Here is a 17936-nt window from a genome sequence, read left to right as displayed (position 1 = left end):
ACTGATATGAGGAGGATATGTAATTGGAAAGAAGTGTTTTGAAATTTGGTGGATCATCTGTAAGTGATTTTATAAAAATTAAAAATATCGCTGGTATGTTAAAACAAAGGGTCGAAAATGGCGAGCAACTCATTGTCGTTGTAAGTGCGATGGGTAAAACGACCGATCAACTTATGGACAATGTTTCTTCATTAACGACTCAACCTAAGGAACAAGAACTTGCATTACTTTTAACGACTGGAGAACAACAAACAGTTTCATATATGTCGATGGTATTAAATGATATCGGCGTTAATGCAAGAGCAATGACCGGATATCAAGCTGGTATCAAAACTGTTGGACATCATTTAAAGAGTAGAATTGCAGAAATAAATCCTGAAACATTTAATCAAGCTTTTGAGGACAATGATGTATTGGTTATTGCAGGATTTCAAGGTGTTAACGAAGATATGGAAATTACAACGCTTGGACGTGGTGGTTCAGATACAACAGCAGTAGCTTTAGCAGCGAGTAATAATACACCTTGTGAAATTTACACTGATGTTGATGGTGTTTATGCTACAGACCCTCGTGTTTATAAGGATGCGAAACGACTTGAATACGTATCTTATGAAGAAATGATGGAAATGAGTGCTTTAGGTGCAGGTGTTTTAGAAACACGAAGCGTCGAACTCGCTCATAATTATAATATACCGCTATATTTAGGCAGAACTTTATCAAATGTGAAAGGAACATGGATTATGTCTCAAACAGAATTATTAGAAAAGAAAGCCGTTACAGGGGTTGCATTAGATACACATATGATGCATGTTACGATTAGTTATCCCCTACCAGATGATCGCTTATTAACAGCATTATTTAATAAATTAGAAGAAGGCGCCGTCAACGTCGACATGATTTCGCAAATTGTTAATTTAGAAGGTCTGCAAATGTCATTCACATTTAAAGATACAGATGCTATTCAATTAACAAAAATTTTAGAATCATTAACTGAACAATTTAACGCTTTAGATTTCAAAATTAACGAAGATTATGTAAAAATTTCATTAATAGGTTCAGGCATGCGTGATATGTCAGGTGTTGCATCAAAAGCATTTATCACATTGATTGAAAACGATATTGAGTTTTACCAAACAACAACTTCAGAGATAAGTATTTCGTGTGTAATTGATGCTGACAATGGTAAACGTGCTGTCAGTGCTTTATATCAAGCTTTCGAAATCTGAATTTTCCTAATTTCAACAAAATTAAATAATAGAAAATGGAGTGTAGAACTATGACAAGATTAGCAGTAGCTGGAGCAACAGGTTTAGTTGGAAGAAATATGTTACAAACATTAGATCGTAAAAATATTCCTTATGATGAATTAGTATTATTTTCATCAGCAAGATCAGCAGGAACAGAAATAGAGTTTCAAGGAAAAACATATACTGTACAAGAACTAACAGATGAGGCAGCAAGTGAGCATTTTGATTATGTATTAATGAGTGCAGGTGGTAGTACAAGTGCACACTTCTCCCCTATTTTTGAGCAAGCTGGCGCTATAGTTATTGACAATTCAAGTCAATGGAGAATGACAGACGGTATTGATTTAATCGTACCTGAAGTCAATGAACCCGTACTTGATAGACAGATTATCGCTAACCCCAACTGTTCAACAATACAATCAGTTGTTCCGTTAAAGGTGTTACAAGAGGCATACGGTTTACAACGTGTTGCATATACGACGTATCAAGCGGTATCAGGCTCGGGGGTTAAAGGTAAAGAGGACTTAGCTGAAGGAGCAAATGGTAGAGAACCACAGGCGTATCCACACCCTATTTATAATAACGTTTTACCACATATAGATATTTTCTTAGAAGATGGGTATACAAAAGAAGAACAAAAAATGATAGACGAAACACGCAAAATTTTACACGATGATCATTTAAAAGTGACTGCAACGTGTGTACGTGTACCCGTACAAGATAGTCACAGTGTACACATGAGTGTAACTTTGAATAATGAAGCCACGGTTGAATCAATTCAATCATTATTTGAAAAAGATAATCGAGTTGTTCTCATCGATAATCCTGTGAAAAATGAATATCCATTAGCTATTCACTCAACAGGTAAAGACGAAATCTTTGTAGGTCGTATTCGTCGCGATGAATCATTAGATAATACTTTCCATGTATGGTGTACTTCAGACAACTTATTGAAAGGTGCAGCACTCAATGCCGTACAAATACTTGAACAAGTAAAGAGTTTGAAAGGAGTAAAATAATATGGGACACATTTTTGAAGGCGTAGGTGTAGCGTTAATTACACCATTTACACATAATGAGGTTGATTATGATGCACTAAGAAAGCACGTTAGTTACTTATTAGAAAATAACGCAAAGTCAATCGTTGTCAATGGTACAACAGCAGAGAATCCAACTTTGTCAGATGAAGAGAAAGATCGCATTCTTGAAGTTGTTGTAAACGAAGTCAATGGTAATGTACCAGTCATCGCAGGTACAGGAACAAACAGTACACAAAAGTCAATTCAAGCATCAATTCGTGCTAAAGAGTTAGGTGCAGATGGCATTATGTTAATTACACCCTATTATAATAAAACGAATCAACGCGGTTTAATTGAACATTTTACAAAAATTGCAAATGCTGTGAAATTACCAGTTGTATTATATGACGTGCCTTCAAGAACGAATATGACAATTGAAGCTGAAACTGTAGAAACTCTAAGTAAAAATGAATATATTGTTGCGATAAAAGATGCTACGAACGATTTTGAGTTCCTAGAAGATGTTAAAAAACGTGTAGATTTAGATAACTTCACTTTATTAAGTGGAAATGATGACAATGTTGTTGAGTTTTATAACAGAGGCGGACACGGTGTAATTTCGGTGGTCGCAAATGTGATTCCTCAAGCATTCCAATCTCTTTATGATGATAGTAAAAATGGTAAAGATATAGCATCAGACTTTAAACCGATTGAAACGCTGTTAGATGCACTTGCTGTCGATGTGAACCCTATTCCGATCAAAGTATTAACTACAGTAGAAGGATTCGGCAATTATGAATTACGTCTTCCACTTGTTCCATTAGAAGATAATGAGCGTCAACAATTAGAACAAGCATACGAACAATATAAAGCAGGTGACAATGGATGAATATCTTATTAATCGGATATGGTGCAATGAACCAACGTGTTGCACGTTTAGCAGAAGAAAATGGTCATAAAATTGTAGGTATTATTGTTAGGGATAGTTCTAAATCATATCCTTACCCTACTGTTGAACACATAGCAGATGCTAAAGATGCTGATGTGGCGATTGATTTTTCAAACCCAGAATTATTATTACCATTGTTAGAAGAAGAATTTAACTTACCTTTAGTAATTGCTACTACTGGAGAAAAAGAACAAATAATCGATAAATTAAAATCATTAAGTGAAGATATGCCAGTGTTCTTCAGTGCGAATATGAGTTACGGGGTACATGCGTTAACGAAGATTTTAGAAGCGGCAGTTCCTCTATTACAAGACTTTGATATTGAGTTAATTGAAGCGCATCACAATAAAAAAGTAGATGCACCAAGTGGCACTTTGGTGAAGTTATATGATGTTATAAAGGAACTGAGACAACAATCTACGCCAGTGTATGACCGTCACGAAAAAACAGATAAACGTACTGAAGACGAAATCGGTATTCATGCAGTACGTGGTGGCACGATTGTAGGCCAACATGATGTATTGTTCGCAGGTACTGATGAAACGATTGAAATTACACATCGTGCGCAGTCTAAAGACATCTTTGCAAACGGTGCCATTGGTGCCGCAGAGAAATTAGTAAATAAACCTAATGCATATTACACATTTGATAATTTATAAAATAATAAGGAGTGTTTAAATTTATGGTACAACATTTATCAGCAGAGGAAATTATTCAATATATTAGTGATGCAAAAAAATCTACACCACTTAAAGTTTATGCAAACGGGAACTTTGAAAGCGTTGAATTCCCAGAAAGCTTCAAAGTATTTGGTGGAGATAACTCGAAAGTTATTTTCTGTGAATCAGATGATTGGAAAGCATTTTATGAGTCAAACCAAAACGTTATTGAAGATTTAGAAATCGAAATGGATCGTCGTAATTCAGCAATTCCTTTAAAAGACTTAACAAATACAAATGCACGTATTGAGCCAGGCGCATTCATACGCGAACAAGCAATCATTGAAGATGGTGCTGTAGTCATGATGGGCGCAACAATTAATATTGGTGCTGTTGTCGGTGAAGGTACAATGGTTGATATGAACGCTGCTTTAGGCGGTCGTGCGACAACTGGTAAAAATGTACACGTTGGCGCAGGTGCAGTATTAGCTGGTGTGATTGAGCCCCCTAGTGCCTCTCCTGTTGTTATTGAAGATAATGTATTAATTGGAGCAAATGCAGTAATACTTGAAGGTGTAACAGTTGGTGAAGGTGCCATCGTTGCAGCGGGTGCTATTGTAACGCAAGATGTTCCAGCAGGCGCAGTTGTTGCAGGTACGCCAGCTAAAGTTATCAAGCAATCTCACGAAGTGGAAGATTCTAAACGTGAAATTGTATCTGCATTAAGAAAATTAAATGACTAATACTTTAAGCTAAAGTCAAAACACATTAGAAGCAATTGAGGTCGGGGCGGACTCTAATCCAAAATAAGCAATGACTTATTTTTAAATGCCCCACCCTATTGGCTTCTAAATTTTTATACATAAAAATATGGTATTGATTAAACGTGATACCTATTTTCAATTGAATATTATTTTATAAGGATCTGATAACCATGAACGAATTAGAATTTGTAACTAAACATAGACGTCATTTACATCAACATCCAGAATTGAGCTTGCATGAATTTGAAACAACTACATATATTGCCAAATTTTTAGATGAATACGGAATCGAATATGAACGACCATTAGAAACAGGTCTCATCGCATATTTACCAGGAAACGGTACCCATACTATTGCTTTTCGTGCAGATATAGATGCGCTACCTATATTTGAGGAAAATGAGGTGCCATATAAAAGTAAAACAGACAATGTGATGCATGCGTGTGGTCATGATGGGCATACTACAGCGTTAATGTTATTTGTTAAACGTTGTAAAGCTATGGCAGATCAAGGTACATTACCGCAAAATGTCGTTTTTATCTTTCAACCAGCTGAAGAAACAGGTGGCGGCGCGAATCGATTAATTCGAGCAGGCGCATTTGATAAGTATCCTATTGAATCAGTGTTTGGTGTTCACGTTAACCCATTTGAAAATGAAGGAAAAGTTGTAATTAGAGATGAAGAAATTACTGCAAGTGCAACAGAATACCGTTTTTACTTACATGGCCTATCTAGTCATGTAGCTGATAAAGAACAAGGTCATTCATGTGGTGAAGCGTTACAACACGTGTTGACTCAAGTAGGACAAATTCAACAATATCATTTAAATGGATTAAAACGTAACATTGTACACATGGGGCACTTTGAAGCGGGTGAAGCGATTAATACTGTCCCTAGTCACGGTTATTTAGAAGGCACAATCCGTACTTATGATGAAAAGGATTTAGAAATTGTTAAAAATCAAATGAACAAAATTTCTGAAAGTGTTGCTTTGCTATTTAATGTTGAATGTAGAGTAGAATTTGCAGAAGGTTATCCGCCTACGTATAATGATCCTTCTTTACGTAAACATGTGGTTCGAGGTTTAGAAAGCTCAGACTTGGAAATCATTGATAAACCAACTCCATTTTTATTCGGTGAGGATTTTAGCTTTTATCAACGTATGGCTCCAAGTTACTTTGTATTTGTAGGTACAAGAGATGAAGAAAAAGGATTTGTAACAGGTCTCCATACTGCTACATTGAATTTTAATGAGCATATGCTCATTCGTATAGCAGATTATTATGAACAAATATTATCAACTTATGATGAGGTGCATGGTTAATGACTGCGATTTGGTCGGTAGATACAGAACAATTTTATAAAAATGCAGTAAACGTTGTTAAAGGAAATTCTATTATGGCTGTAGTTAAAAATAATGCATATCACTATGGTTTAGAATTTGCTGTACAACAGTTTTTACGAGCAGGTATCAATACATTTAGTACGACATCTTTAAGAGAGGCTATTCGTGTGCGTGCATTAGCACCAAATGCAACAATATTTTTGATGAATGCAGTTTACGAGTTTGACAAGGTACGTGAACATAATATTCACATGACTTTACCTTCCCTATCATTTTACTATGAACATTTAGAAGATTTACGTGATATTCATGTACACTTAGAATTTGAAAATCTATTACATCGTTCTGGGTTTAAATCTCTTTCAGAAATTAAAGAAGTGTTAGAACATCATGCTCAAAATAATAATGTACATAAAATGAAAATTGCAGGTTTATGGACACATTTCGGTTATGCAGATGAATTTGATGTACCTGAATATTCAATTGAACGTCAAGCATGGCTAGATGTAGTTGAAACTTTATTAAGTGAAGGCTATCAATTTGAGATGATACATGCCCAAAATAGCGCCAGTTATTATAGAGAAAATGACGTCCTCCCCCATCACACACATGCTCGAATCGGTATTGCTTTGTATGGTTCAAGACCGTATAGTACAATAAACGAAGACGAGATTCGCCAGTCTCTAACCGTCAAAGGTAATATTATTCAAATAAGAGAAGTTAATGCCGGAGATTTTTGTGGATATAGCTTTGCGTTTGAAGCGCAAAATGATCAAACTCGCCTGGCGGTGGTTGATGTTGGTTATGGCGATGGCATTTTAAAATCAAGAGCTAAACATGAAGCACTTATCAATGGCAAACGCTACCCTATTCGAGCCTTGATGATGAGCCATATGTTTGTCGAAGTTGATGAGCAAGTTCAAGCGCAAGATGAAGTTACATTATACAGTAATGACATACGCGTGGACGAATATACCTTTAAAGGTGTAGGTGCAAATTCCGAACAATTAAGTGCAATGAATCACGATTCATTAATAAAGGAGTATAGATAAATTATGGTAACTGAATATAATAATAACGGTGAACTTACAATGGGTGGTACAAGCCTTAAAACAGTCGCTCAAAGTTTTGGTACACCAACAATTGTTTATGATGAGACAGAAATAAGAAATCAGATGCAACGTTACCACGATGCATTTAAGAAAAGTGGTTTAAAATATAATATTTCATATGCATCTAAAGCATTTACATGTTTACAAATGGTGAAATTAGTTGAGGAAGAAGGATTAGAACTTGATGTCGTTTCTGAAGGTGAATTATATACAGCACTTGCTGCAGGGTTTGACCCTCAACATATTCACTTCCACGGTAACAATAAGACGAAACAAGAAATCCGCTATGCTTTAGAAAATAAAGTCGGTTATATCGTTATTGATTCATTAGATGAAATAGCTTTAATTGATAGCTATGCGAGTGAAACTACGAATGTTGTTATTCGTTTGAATCCTGGTGTGGAAGCACATACACATGAATTTATACAAACTGGTCAGGAATATAGCAAGTTTGGTTTATCTATTAAGCATGGTTTAGCACAACAAGCTGTAGAACAAGTTCAAACTTCTAAGCACTTATCATTAAAAGGTGTGCACTTCCATGTTGGTTCACAAATTGAAGGAACGGAAGCAATGATAGAAACTGCCCGTTTAGTATTACAATGGTTAAAAGAAAATGACATTGAAGTTGATTTACTTAACTTAGGTGGTGGATTCGGTATTAAATATGTCAAGGGTGATGTTAGTTTCCCTATCGAAGAAGGTATTGCTGAAATCACAGATGCAATCAAGCAAATTACAGAAGAATTAAGCTATCCTGTACCAGAAATTGGTATTGAACCAGGAAGATCAATTGTTGGTGAAGCGGGCATTACTTTATACGAGGTTGGTACTATTAAAGAAATACCGAATGTAAATAAATATGTATCCGTTGATGGTGGTATGAGTGATCATATTCGTACTGCACTATATGATGCAAAGTATGAAGCATTATTAGTAAATAGAAATGAGGAAGCGGATGAAACAGTAACGATTGCTGGTAAATTGTGTGAGTCTGGAGATATTATTATTAAAGATGCGAAGTTACCAAGTTCTGTTCAACGTGGAGATTATTTAGCAATATTATCAACAGGTGCCTACCACTATTCTATGGCTTCAAATTACAATCAAATGCAAAAGCCTTCAGTCTTCTTTATTAAGGATGGTAAAGCTAGAGAAGTTATTAAGCGTCAATCACTTCGCCAATTAATTATTAATGATACAAAATAAATATAAAATACATTTATTGATTGAATTATGAATATAAAATAAGCCCATGAAAAGATGTTACTATAAAACTTTTCATGGGTTTTAACAATTCAACTCAACCTCTATATTTAATCGTTAAAGTCCTGCATCAAATCATCTACTACTTCTTTAACGCTTCGAATAGATTTTATTGGACTTATTCCGGTACCCACAGAAACATAACCGTTATCTGTATCACCTTCTACCATGCCTAGTCGCATTTTTTTACCTGCACCCATATGTTTGGCTAATTCTTCATTTGTCGCACCAGCTTTGTCCATTTCGACCAACTCGTGTGCCAATTTGCCAGGAAGTGAACGATAATAAGCAGGTTCGCTTCTAAAAAGAAGAATGTCTTCAGCTTTTGAATCTACGATATACTGTTTTACATTTTTAGCAGCTGGATTTTCATATGTTGGAATAAAGGCACTACCTATATATACTGCTTCAGCGCCGAGTGCAAATGCAGCCCTAACTCCTCTAACATCACCTATCCCACCAGCAGCAATTACTGGAATATCAATCGAATCGGCAATCATCGGTACTATTGAGAATGTGCCGATAATTCGCTCTGGTACAGAACCGCCTTCGTCAAAACCTGTTGCTACAAAGACATCTGCACCTAGTTTTTCTGCAGCTTTGGCTTTTTCGGTTGTAGGAGTAATCGGACGGTATATAATTTTGATGTTATGTTTTTTAATTTTATTATAAATTGTTTCATCTAGTATTTCATTCACTAAAATTGCAGGGACTTCTTCTTCGATTAGCATATCTACAATACGATAAGTAAAGTTCATACGTGTATTCACCATAATTGTAGATGCAAAAGGTTTATCAGTTAGCGCTTTAATTTTTCTAATTTCCTTTCTCATCCGTTCTGTTGTTTCAACTGCCGAACGCGTATTTCTTGCTTCTCCAGCATTAGGCCCCATAATACCGAGGCCTCCTGCTTCACTTACTGCGGCAACAAATTCTGGATTTGTTAAAGAATTTAACGCACCTTGAATAATAGGTTTTTCAATATTTAAAATGTCACTTACTCTATTTCTCATATATCTACCCTTCTTTATTTAATCTGATAAATGAGATAGTAATATAGTAAGTTTGTGATTTGAAGAAGGCAATATTAATTAACATAGTACGAATTTATGTACCTATAGTATTTAGATTGATATGAAGCAATATATATTAAAAAGAGCCTGAAACAAAAAATGTTTCAGACTCTTTGTCAATTAAAAAAATTTGTATCTAAATTATAAATTGACAACGTTTATATTTATAATAAAAAAAGAACCTTAAAGAAGGCTCTTTGTCTAATCAATATTTCAATTTATATTTATAGTTTAGCAACGTTTGCAGCTTGAGGACCGCGGTCGCCTTCAACTACTTCAAATTCTACTGATTGACCTTCTTCTAATGATTTGTAACCTTCTTGGTTAATAGCTGAGAAGTGTACGAATACGTCGTTTTCTCCTTCAACTTCGATAAAACCAAAACCTTTTTCAGCGTTAAACCATTTTACTGTACCTTGTTTCATAACTGTGAAACCTCCAAGACTAAAATTCATTCAATATGCGTTATTCGCATATTACAAAAAATACAATTTCACAGCTATTATCTGTCACACAATATTCTTTGCAATATGGAATAAAACAATTGCTTAATACGTATTATAAGGCATTTTGAGGTGAAATGCAATACAAATATTAAAAAAGTAATTTTTAATAAAGAGGCAAATTATAATAAACTTCATTATTTTTTAGAACTATAAAACTATAAAATATTTGAAGATCTTCATCACAGTCTTCACAAAATTTTAAATCACAATTGTTAAAAAATGCATGAATATTGTGTTTGCCAACTAAATGATTATCATATTTATCTTTACTTAACTCAATGAGTTCAATATATTTATTTATCATTTCGTTATACGTTTCGAAGTTGTAATATTCTATAATCTGATCTTTCCAATTATCGAATAACCACCATCCTTCATAATCTGCGCGAATTTTTGTTACAGTCCACATTTTTTCCACCCTTTCATATTCGGCGCAAAGTCAACTTGGTAGTTTTGAGAATTGACTTGTTACTTCATTATTCAATTATAATTAATCAAATTGTTTATCATTTCGTTATTTACGGATACCATTAGATTATGTTTTATATTGTAACGACATACAATGTAAAATCAAGTTTTACGGCTCATACTTTTGACGGATGCCTAGATACTTTATAAACGCAATTATTAGTGTTGAACTGTTAAATTTCGTATAATGAAGGTAAGAGGTGATTATATGCAATGTAAGCATATTAAAGTATTTGGTACTGTACAAGGTGTCGGTTTTAGATATTATACTGCTAAGATTGCAAAGCGATATCAAATTGTAGGTACAGTACAAAACGTAGATAATTACGTTGAAATATATGCTCAAGGTGAAGAGGAAGACTTAAATGCATTTATAGATGCAGTTGTAAATGGAGCTTCACCCGTTTCTAAAGTTAAGGATTATACGATAGATGTATTGGATACGACAAATTCATGGACAAAATTTAAATCGATATAAAGGAAGATGACAATTGAGATATAATATTTCTCGACTTTTGGGAGTAATCATTGGATTTCCTATTGCAATAATTGCTTGGATTGTTAGTGTGTTTGCACTTGAAATTCAAATGGTTTTTGATGCTTTAATTTCAGCATTAACTTTTTTATTCGTCTATTTCCCTACCCAACGCTTAACTTCAAGAAAGTATTTAAAAGAAATTGGATTATCTAGAAGAGATTACCTATTTGTTAAAAATCAATTAAAGCAAGTTCAAGAAAAGAATAAGCGCATTTTAAAATCATTTGTCAATATAAGATCGTTAAAAGACTTTAAACAAATTAATGATATATACCGAATTTCACGTGCAATTTTCTTATCAGTGAAACAACAACCGGCTATATTTTTCAATGTGGAAAGCTTTTTCTATTCACATATTGATAATGCTTTAATCTTAATAGAATCATATACGAGATTAGCTAAATCCCCAAAAAAATCACAAGAAGAAAAGCAGAAGCTCGAACAAACACGTATTACTTTAGAAGAAGTTAGAAGAACGATGGTAGCCGATTTAAAAAGAGTAAATGAAAGCGACTTTAATAAATTAGACGTTGAAATTGAAGTAAATAAAATGGAACAAAAACGACACAAATAATATTTATACGGAGTGATAGAAAGATGCCAGATGAACACGACTTATTAAATTCACACCCATTGGATAAATATATTGATAATAATTCAAATGACAATTCAAATATTATAGAACAGCGACAACAATTTTCAGAAGAAGAACAAGAAAAAATTAAACAACTCAGTAAAAGTATAAAACCAATGGATAACGAAGGATTATTAAATTATGGTACACAAGCTCAATCAGGTATGTCACATTTCTCTCATCGTATATTAAATGAAGTAAAAACGGGAGACGTTGGACCGGTCGGTGAATCACTTAATGGTTTAATGAGTAAGTTAAAGTCTGTAAACCCTGATGAACTCAATCAGCAAAACCAATCAAAATTAAAAAGATTGTTCAAACGTACGAAAGCATCGGCAAATGAAATTTTTTCTAGAATGCAATCTGTCGGCTCTCAAATTGATCGCATTTCTATTGAATTAGATAAGCATAAACGCAATTTAAATAAAGATGTTGAAATGTTAGATGAACTATATGATATGAATAAAGATTATTTTAATGAGTTGTCTATATATATCGAAGCAGCTAAGTTAAAGCAGGCACAATTAAAAGAAGAAGAAGTGCCTAAATTAATGGACAAAGCAAAATCTACGGGGAACCAAATGGATGTGCAAGCTGCATCTGATATGGAACAATTTATAGATCGATTAGATAAACGTGTATATGACTTACAATTATCTCGACAAATTGCGATTCAAACTGCCCCACAAATTCGTATGATTCAAAATGTGAATCAAGCACTTGCTGAAAAAATACAAAGTTCAATATTAACTAGTATTCCTTTATGGAAAAATCAAATGTCAATCGCCCTAACATTGATGCGACAACGTAATGCAGTTTCTGCTCAAAAAGCAGTTACTGACACGACGAATGATTTGTTATTGAAAAATTCAGAGCTATTAAAGCAAAATGCGGTTGAAACTGCCACTGAAAATGAGCGTGGTATTGTAGATATTGAAACTTTAAAAACAACGCAAAGTGATATTATTGAAACGATAGAACAAACGTTAAAAATCCAAGAAGATGGTAGAAATAAACGAAAACAAGCTGAATCTGATTTACAATCGTTAGAATCAGAATTACAAGAGCACCTCATCGATGTGAAACAACAACATCGTATAACAGATAAATATTAAAGCAAAGCACGAAATCTATTAAAAAATTAGATTTCGTGCTTCTTTTTGTATGCTAAATATTTAAGATACATAAGTATTTGTTTAGTTTGAGATTTTTAAACATTTAAAATGATTTTAGTAATAATTTCTTTAATAATGGAGATAAATGACTTGGTAAATGTTCTACACCTTCAACAAAGAGTGCATATTGACCATAAATATTATGAATCGTCTGTTCTATATCTTCGGTAATCGGTTCTTGACTTAAAAATACATTAAATACTTCAATTCCAAGTTTACGTGCTGATTCAACAGCTTCATAAGTGTCTAATATACCGTCTTGAGCATAATTAAAGGCAGACGGTTCTCCATCAGAGAAGACAATCAAGAATTTCTGTTTATGTGCATGACGAATTAGTCTGTTCGCCCCTATTCGAATTGCAACGCCATCTCGATTATCATCTTGAGGCGTCAGTGACATAATTCTAGGGCTATCTTTTTCAAAGGTAGAATGATGATAAGTAATAATTTCATCGATAATATTTGGTTGCTTTTTATCATCAGCATCAAATGCATCCTCATTAAAGGCAAGTACTTCATGATTAATATTTAACGACTTTAACGTTTCATGGAAGAGTACGACCCCTTTTTGAGTTTCTTCCATCTTATCATGCATACTTGCTGATGCATCCACTAATAAAGTAAATGTAGCGTCGAATGTTTGGCTTAGATCTTGTTTTTTATAAAATAACTTATATTGGTCGTCAATAAACCAATTGATTAGATTTCTTTGTAAACGCCCTTTAGTTAAATTACGACGTTCATCTTGATGTGCACGGTCTATGGCTTTTTTAATAATTTGTATTAGGTCTTTTATTTCAAATTGCACATGAGATACAAAGTCTTCATATTTAATAATATCTTGGTCTTGGATTACAGGTGTATTCCATATAATTTCAACGTTTTTATTTATTCCAGATAATGTAAGTGCTGGATGAGTACCCGTTGCTTCACCTTCATCACTATCTAATTGTTGTGTAGATCCTTTACCTTTTTTAGTTTGAACATCTGTTATATCATCGCTGGCATCACCTTCTCGGGCGTTTTCCTCATCAATGGCGTTATCGCTATTTTCACCTTCATGGAGCTCCATTTCTAAATAAGCCCCGCCTTCTGATGCACTATCTTGATTTTTAGATTCCATTTGTTCTGAAACTACATCATCGTCATTAGATTCTTCTGATTTTCCATCGGTTTGACTGGCATCCGTTCGTTTTATATCTTCAAATTGTAGTGCTTCAATCGATTCGTAAACCTTTTTAGGCAAATGGTAATATTCATTGAGCATATCTTCTTTGAGTAAATCATCTATTTGAAACATCATTCTTTGTGCCAAATACATATTATCTTCTGATGACTCATTATAGAAGAAATTAGGCAAGTATTGGTACATTTGTACTAATACATCATCTATTTGTGGATGTACTTGTGGGGCGTCATAGAAATTTTCTAGTAAAAATGAGCGCTCTATATATAAAAAGACTAAATCAGTGAAGGTCATTTTTGTTTTATAGACATTAAGTTGACTTTGGTTAAATTTCAGGCGTGCGTTGATGCGTGTTTGAATCATAGGTTTACTCGCTGGGCGTAATTTTATTATTTCATTGAGTACACGTTGATCTTCGAGTAATTTAAATAATTGTTGATAAAAACTACGATGTCCAAATTCAGTTTCATGGATGACCTGATTAACAATGCTCTGATCCATCATAGAGTAACCATAAGCAGCTAACATGATGTCGGACTTTAAACCGAGTTGCTCTATTTGAGCTGACCTATGGGACCAAAATGAACTTGTTACCAACGTATTAGAAATTGGATCATAATAAGGGAACTTCTGTATTTTTACTTGTGTTTGTTCATTTTTTAGCAATAAACGCGCTAAATCTTGTAACATCATGATTTGTTTGGCGTCTACTTGTTCGTCATTAAACTTAATAAAACGATCACTCATACATATCCCTCACTAAAAGTTCAATTCTACTGCGTTCACGATTGCTTGTTGCTCACGTGTATCTTCTAATTTATCAATGATTGTGCGTTTAATCGCTCTTTCTATAGGCATCACTGTTGCTAAATCACTTAAATCAATGAGCGCTCTGATACTTGAAGCTTCTTCTGATATTTGTCCTTGTTTCGTCATTGTTCGTAAATCTTCGTTAAATTTAATAATACTGTTAATAAGTGTATCATCTTGTAATTTACTTTGATTTTTAATAACGTCAAATAATGTCTCTCCATCAATGTAATCCACTTGAATTACGACGAAACGGTTTTTTAAAGCTTCGTTCATCGGTAAAGTACCAATATAACCTTCGTTAATTGCAGCGATGACATTGAAACCAGGGGCAGCCTCAATAACTTCTCCCGTGAATGGGTTAGTTAATTTTCTTCGGTAATCTAATACACCGTTCAAGATTGGTAATGCTTCGGGTTTAGCCATATTAATCTCATCGATATATAATATATGACCTTGTTTCATAGCTTGAATCACTGGGCCATCAATGAAAACAATTTCTTGTGAACCTTCTTCATTTGTTTTAATCGTTTTAAAGCCTAGTAAACTTTCTGCATCTAAATCTACTGAACAGTTTACTTGGTGCATAGGACGATTTAACGTTTCGCTCAATGTTTCAGCTAATTTTGTTTTACCTGAACCTGTCGGCCCTTTTAATAATAAGTTTTTATTTAATTGCATTAACGCTTGTGCATCATTAAATACTGTTTCATCTTTATTGATATAACGCGCTTGATCCATATCTATACTCCTTTAGTTAATTACATTTTTAACGCTTTTTAAAATAGACTGAGTCTGAGACAAAATAGGTGTCTCAGACTCTTTGGCAACTTGGCAGTAGATGTCTGAATTGAAAATGCGCTTGTATTAAGCCTTTTTAATCCTAGTCATCCTTGCCAGGGTGGAATACGAAAACTCTATTAGAAAATTGAATTTTTGTCCCACCCACTCATTTATTTTAGTATTGTATTGTTTAATCTAAACTTAAGGTGTAAATGTATAATGGTTTAAACTTCTTTAAAATAAGTTTTAAAGTATCCGCCTACTAAGCCTGAATTATCTATAATTTGATAATATTCTTCTGTTTCGTTTACAACATCATATTGTTTACCTACTGTTAACATATCGGAAACTTTAAACTTTTGAGCATCCGTATGTACAACTTCAACTTTTTTAACTGGTTCTTTATCCTTCCAAGTTTCATGTAACATTTGAATCGACCTTTCTATTATTTATTATTTTCCAAAGTTAAAATAAATGTTAGCCCACTATTTTCAGTGATTCTTAAAGATTGTTCTCCGCCTTGATCCAATGTTTGGTACTTAATCCCTATAGATTCAAGTTGTTGCATGGCGTTTTGAAATTGCTCTTTTGATTCAGTTGCAAATTCAATTTGTTCTACAATACCATGTTCAGGCATTTTTAATTCTTCTTCAACCTCATAAATATGTAATTCTCCGCCTAGTCCACCATCACCAATACGAAATACTTGAATTGCTTTAGATTGTTCACTTGAAGGAGTATATTCAGCAAAGTGATCTAGTCCGAAGACTTGTGTAAGTATTGATTGCGTAATTAGTAATTGATTGACTTTTACTAACACTGGCCCTAGTCCCTGAACTTGATGTAACGGATTGACTGAACTTTCAAAAGAAGGCATTCCTAATGGTGCACCAGTATTGTGCTCGTTTGAAAAAATATTAAATGTTTGTCCATTTTGATCTTGAAAATTAAAATATGAATGTCCATTCAAATTTGCAATATCACTATGGTTATATTCAAGTTTATCTAAAATAGATTTATATTCAATTAAACCTTCATCACTAGGTACACGTACACTGATTTCATCTATATTATTATTTTCAATTGAATAATTTGGAATTTCAACAAAATGTAATCGCGTTCCTGAACTGAGTTCTGCATCACCAAATCGTAATGCGTTTCCCATTTCATTAACGTTGAGTCCAATTATTTCATTAAAAATCTTTTTAGTTTGGAATAAATCATTTGTACCTGTCGTAACACTTCTAAGACCATTCATGTTAATAACCCCTCTACCTATGTCTTTGCAACCATTATAACGTATTTTCGTTATTATTTATATGATGAACTCCGAAAGAAAACGACTTTATTAATTTTTGGTTTTTCGTCATTGGATATAACAACGAAATATATTAAACTGTAATTAATATAACTATAAAATGTCATTAAATAATCATTTTATGTTCAATTTAGGAGGGTGTCACATATGTCAGGTACATGGATTATATTCGCCATCACCGTACTTGTTGCAGTGTATGCAGCAATCAGTTTAATTACAAATGCCAGTAAGAAAAATAAAGGTGAAAATAATAACGAAAAGTTAGCAAAACAAAATAAAATTTACGGCATTATTTTTATTCTATTTTTAATCTTAGTTATTGTTGAAATTATAGCTTTATTAGCTAAATAAAATTTTTCGGTCATTAATAAAGAGTCTGAGACACCTATTTTTGTCTCAGACTCCTTTTTTTACCTAAATACAATCATAAAAAAACGAACTACTTTATTAGTAAATCGCTATGACTTTTAGTATTTAATTTCCTTGATATAATCATTAGAATCCTTTAAATACTCAATCAAATGCGATAAAGCTAGTCCGGTTACGATTAACATAATAAGAACTGTCTGACTGTTGCTCAATACGTCGTTGCTTGCTACTATTATACAATCTTTCAAAGTCTGCACAAGATGTATAGTACTGTCTTGTGCTATGTTTAGTAGCTCCTTTATTGTAAATAAATATAATGCTAAAGAATGTACATATTTAATACATAGTACCTAATGTATTATTTGTACAAATGCAAAAAATTATTTAATTGTTTCACACAATATTTGTAAGCTATTGTGATTACTCATAACCCTTTTTTTCTCTGTCGCTTTTTAGTTTTTCTAATCGATTACTAAAGTCTTGGAATTCTTCATCACTCAAACCTTCATCGTATTTTCCTGGAGCGGCATTTTTAATAGCCTCTCCGTCTAATATCCATTTTTCGTGTAAGGTTAAAGGTCTTTTATTATCTTTATCCATGTGTTAATCCCTCTCATCTTCTGAAATAAATAACAATGCAGATAATAGCAAAGATACTGTATAGTGTGACGATTTTTATATACGTAAAAAAATTATTTAATTTGTCTCTTTGCT

At 33.4% G+C, this 17936-nt stretch carries 20 protein-coding genes; 12 read left to right on the top strand and 8 right to left on the bottom strand.

Translation table 11 applies throughout. The features are described 5' to 3' along the window. Positions 1-23 precede the first annotated feature (23 nt). From NGI30_RS05605 to lysA, 8 genes are all read left to right on the top strand, one after another. Positions 24-1226 carry an aspartate kinase gene (locus NGI30_RS05605; protein WP_251942976.1) on the top strand — a complete coding sequence of 401 codons (1203 nt, stop codon included), beginning with the start codon at positions 24-26 and terminating at the stop codon, positions 1224-1226. A gap of 50 nt (positions 1227-1276) precedes the next feature. Then, the gene (locus NGI30_RS05600; protein WP_251942974.1) at positions 1277-2266 is read left to right on the top strand and encodes an aspartate-semialdehyde dehydrogenase; all 990 of its coding nucleotides are present in this window, start codon (positions 1277-1279) and stop codon (positions 2264-2266) included. A 1-nt stretch (position 2267) separates the two neighbouring features. Further along, positions 2268-3155 carry a 4-hydroxy-tetrahydrodipicolinate synthase gene (gene dapA, locus NGI30_RS05595; RefSeq protein ID WP_251516893.1) on the top strand — a complete coding sequence of 296 codons (888 nt, stop codon included), beginning with the start codon at positions 2268-2270 and terminating at the stop codon, positions 3153-3155. Beyond that, complete coding sequence (dapB, locus tag NGI30_RS05590) at positions 3152-3874, top strand: 4-hydroxy-tetrahydrodipicolinate reductase (protein WP_251942972.1); 723 nt, start codon at positions 3152-3154, stop codon at positions 3872-3874. The genes dapA and dapB overlap by 4 nt, the downstream gene beginning before the upstream one ends. A 23-nt stretch (positions 3875-3897) precedes the next feature. After that, on the top strand, positions 3898-4617 hold the full coding sequence (gene dapD, locus NGI30_RS05585; protein ID WP_251516897.1) for a 2,3,4,5-tetrahydropyridine-2,6-dicarboxylate N-acetyltransferase: 720 nt from the start codon (positions 3898-3900) through the stop codon (positions 4615-4617). Between the two features lie 191 nt (positions 4618-4808). Next, positions 4809-5963 carry an amidohydrolase gene (locus tag NGI30_RS05580; RefSeq protein ID WP_251516899.1) on the top strand — a complete coding sequence of 385 codons (1155 nt, stop codon included), beginning with the start codon at positions 4809-4811 and terminating at the stop codon, positions 5961-5963. Then, the gene (locus NGI30_RS05575; protein ID WP_251516901.1) at positions 5963-7036 is read left to right on the top strand and encodes an alanine racemase; all 1074 of its coding nucleotides are present in this window, start codon (positions 5963-5965) and stop codon (positions 7034-7036) included. The genes NGI30_RS05580 and NGI30_RS05575 overlap by 1 nt, the downstream gene beginning before the upstream one ends. A gap of 3 nt (positions 7037-7039) precedes the next feature. Beyond that, entirely contained in the window at positions 7040-8305 is a 1266-nt protein-coding gene (gene lysA / locus NGI30_RS05570) for a diaminopimelate decarboxylase (protein WP_251942970.1), read from the top strand. Between the two features lie 107 nt (positions 8306-8412). Here the strand turns inward: lysA and NGI30_RS05565 are convergent, their stop codons facing one another. The 3 genes from NGI30_RS05565 to msaA all read right to left on the bottom strand — a co-directional run bounded on the left by NGI30_RS05565 (position 8413) and on the right by msaA (position 10350). Further along, positions 8413-9375, bottom strand: a complete 963-nt coding sequence (locus NGI30_RS05565; RefSeq protein ID WP_251942968.1) for an NAD(P)H-dependent flavin oxidoreductase — start codon at positions 9373-9375, stop codon at positions 8413-8415. A 284-nt stretch (positions 9376-9659) separates the two neighbouring features. Next, a complete protein-coding gene (cspA, locus tag NGI30_RS05560) occupies positions 9660-9860 on the bottom strand; it encodes a cold shock protein CspA (RefSeq protein ID WP_002507639.1) in 201 nt (66 codons plus the stop codon). Between the two features lie 184 nt (positions 9861-10044). After that, positions 10045-10350 (bottom strand): regulatory protein MsaA, encoded by a 306-nt coding sequence (gene msaA / locus NGI30_RS05555; RefSeq protein ID WP_251942966.1) that lies wholly within the window; start codon positions 10348-10350, stop codon positions 10045-10047. 267 nt (positions 10351-10617) lie between these two features. Here msaA and NGI30_RS05550 point away from each other — a divergent pair, with 267 nt between their 5' ends. Genes NGI30_RS05550 through NGI30_RS05540 form a run of 3 tightly spaced genes read left to right on the top strand, consistent with a single transcriptional unit; the run spans position 10618 to position 12696 of the window. Beyond that, the gene (locus tag NGI30_RS05550; protein ID WP_251516912.1) at positions 10618-10887 is read left to right on the top strand and encodes an acylphosphatase; all 270 of its coding nucleotides are present in this window, start codon (positions 10618-10620) and stop codon (positions 10885-10887) included. 13 nt (positions 10888-10900) lie between these two features. Next, a complete protein-coding gene (locus NGI30_RS05545; RefSeq protein WP_251516914.1) occupies positions 10901-11521 on the top strand; it encodes a 5-bromo-4-chloroindolyl phosphate hydrolysis family protein in 621 nt (206 codons plus the stop codon). Positions 11522-11544: 23 nt separating this feature from the next. Beyond that, positions 11545-12696 (top strand): toxic anion resistance protein, encoded by a 1152-nt coding sequence (locus tag NGI30_RS05540; protein WP_251516917.1) that lies wholly within the window; start codon positions 11545-11547, stop codon positions 12694-12696. Between the two features lie 103 nt (positions 12697-12799). Here the strand turns inward: NGI30_RS05540 and NGI30_RS05535 are convergent, their stop codons facing one another. The 4 genes from NGI30_RS05535 to NGI30_RS05520 all read right to left on the bottom strand — a co-directional run bounded on the left by NGI30_RS05535 (position 12800) and on the right by NGI30_RS05520 (position 16793). Next, positions 12800-14689: a vWA domain-containing protein gene (locus NGI30_RS05535; RefSeq protein WP_251942963.1), complete on the bottom strand. Its 1890-nt coding sequence runs from the start codon at positions 14687-14689 to the stop codon at positions 12800-12802. Between the two features lie 12 nt (positions 14690-14701). Then, complete coding sequence (locus tag NGI30_RS05530) at positions 14702-15493, bottom strand: ATP-binding protein (protein ID WP_251516922.1); 792 nt, start codon at positions 15491-15493, stop codon at positions 14702-14704. A 266-nt stretch (positions 15494-15759) separates the two neighbouring features. Then, positions 15760-15963: a DUF6501 family protein gene (locus NGI30_RS05525; protein WP_251516925.1), complete on the bottom strand. Its 204-nt coding sequence runs from the start codon at positions 15961-15963 to the stop codon at positions 15760-15762. 17 nt (positions 15964-15980) lie between these two features. Next, positions 15981-16793: a VOC family protein gene (locus NGI30_RS05520; RefSeq protein WP_251942961.1), complete on the bottom strand. Its 813-nt coding sequence runs from the start codon at positions 16791-16793 to the stop codon at positions 15981-15983. A 207-nt stretch (positions 16794-17000) separates the two neighbouring features. Here NGI30_RS05520 and NGI30_RS05515 point away from each other — a divergent pair, with 207 nt between their 5' ends. Then, the gene (locus NGI30_RS05515) at positions 17001-17204 is read left to right on the top strand and encodes a Mid2-like cell wall stress sensor domain protein (RefSeq protein WP_251516931.1); all 204 of its coding nucleotides are present in this window, start codon (positions 17001-17003) and stop codon (positions 17202-17204) included. Between the two features lie 438 nt (positions 17205-17642). Here the strand turns inward: NGI30_RS05515 and NGI30_RS05510 are convergent, their stop codons facing one another. Continuing rightward, positions 17643-17822 carry a hypothetical protein gene (locus NGI30_RS05510; RefSeq protein WP_251516934.1) on the bottom strand — a complete coding sequence of 60 codons (180 nt, stop codon included), beginning with the start codon at positions 17820-17822 and terminating at the stop codon, positions 17643-17645. Positions 17823-17936 lie beyond the last annotated feature (114 nt).

This window comes from Staphylococcus sp. Marseille-Q5304 (genome assembly GCF_943737015.1).
Lineage (GTDB): Bacteria > Bacillota > Bacilli > Staphylococcales > Staphylococcaceae > Staphylococcus > Staphylococcus hsinchuensis.
The sequence above is the reverse complement of the archived record's forward strand: the minus strand, read 5'-3'. Positions and strand labels throughout refer to the sequence as shown.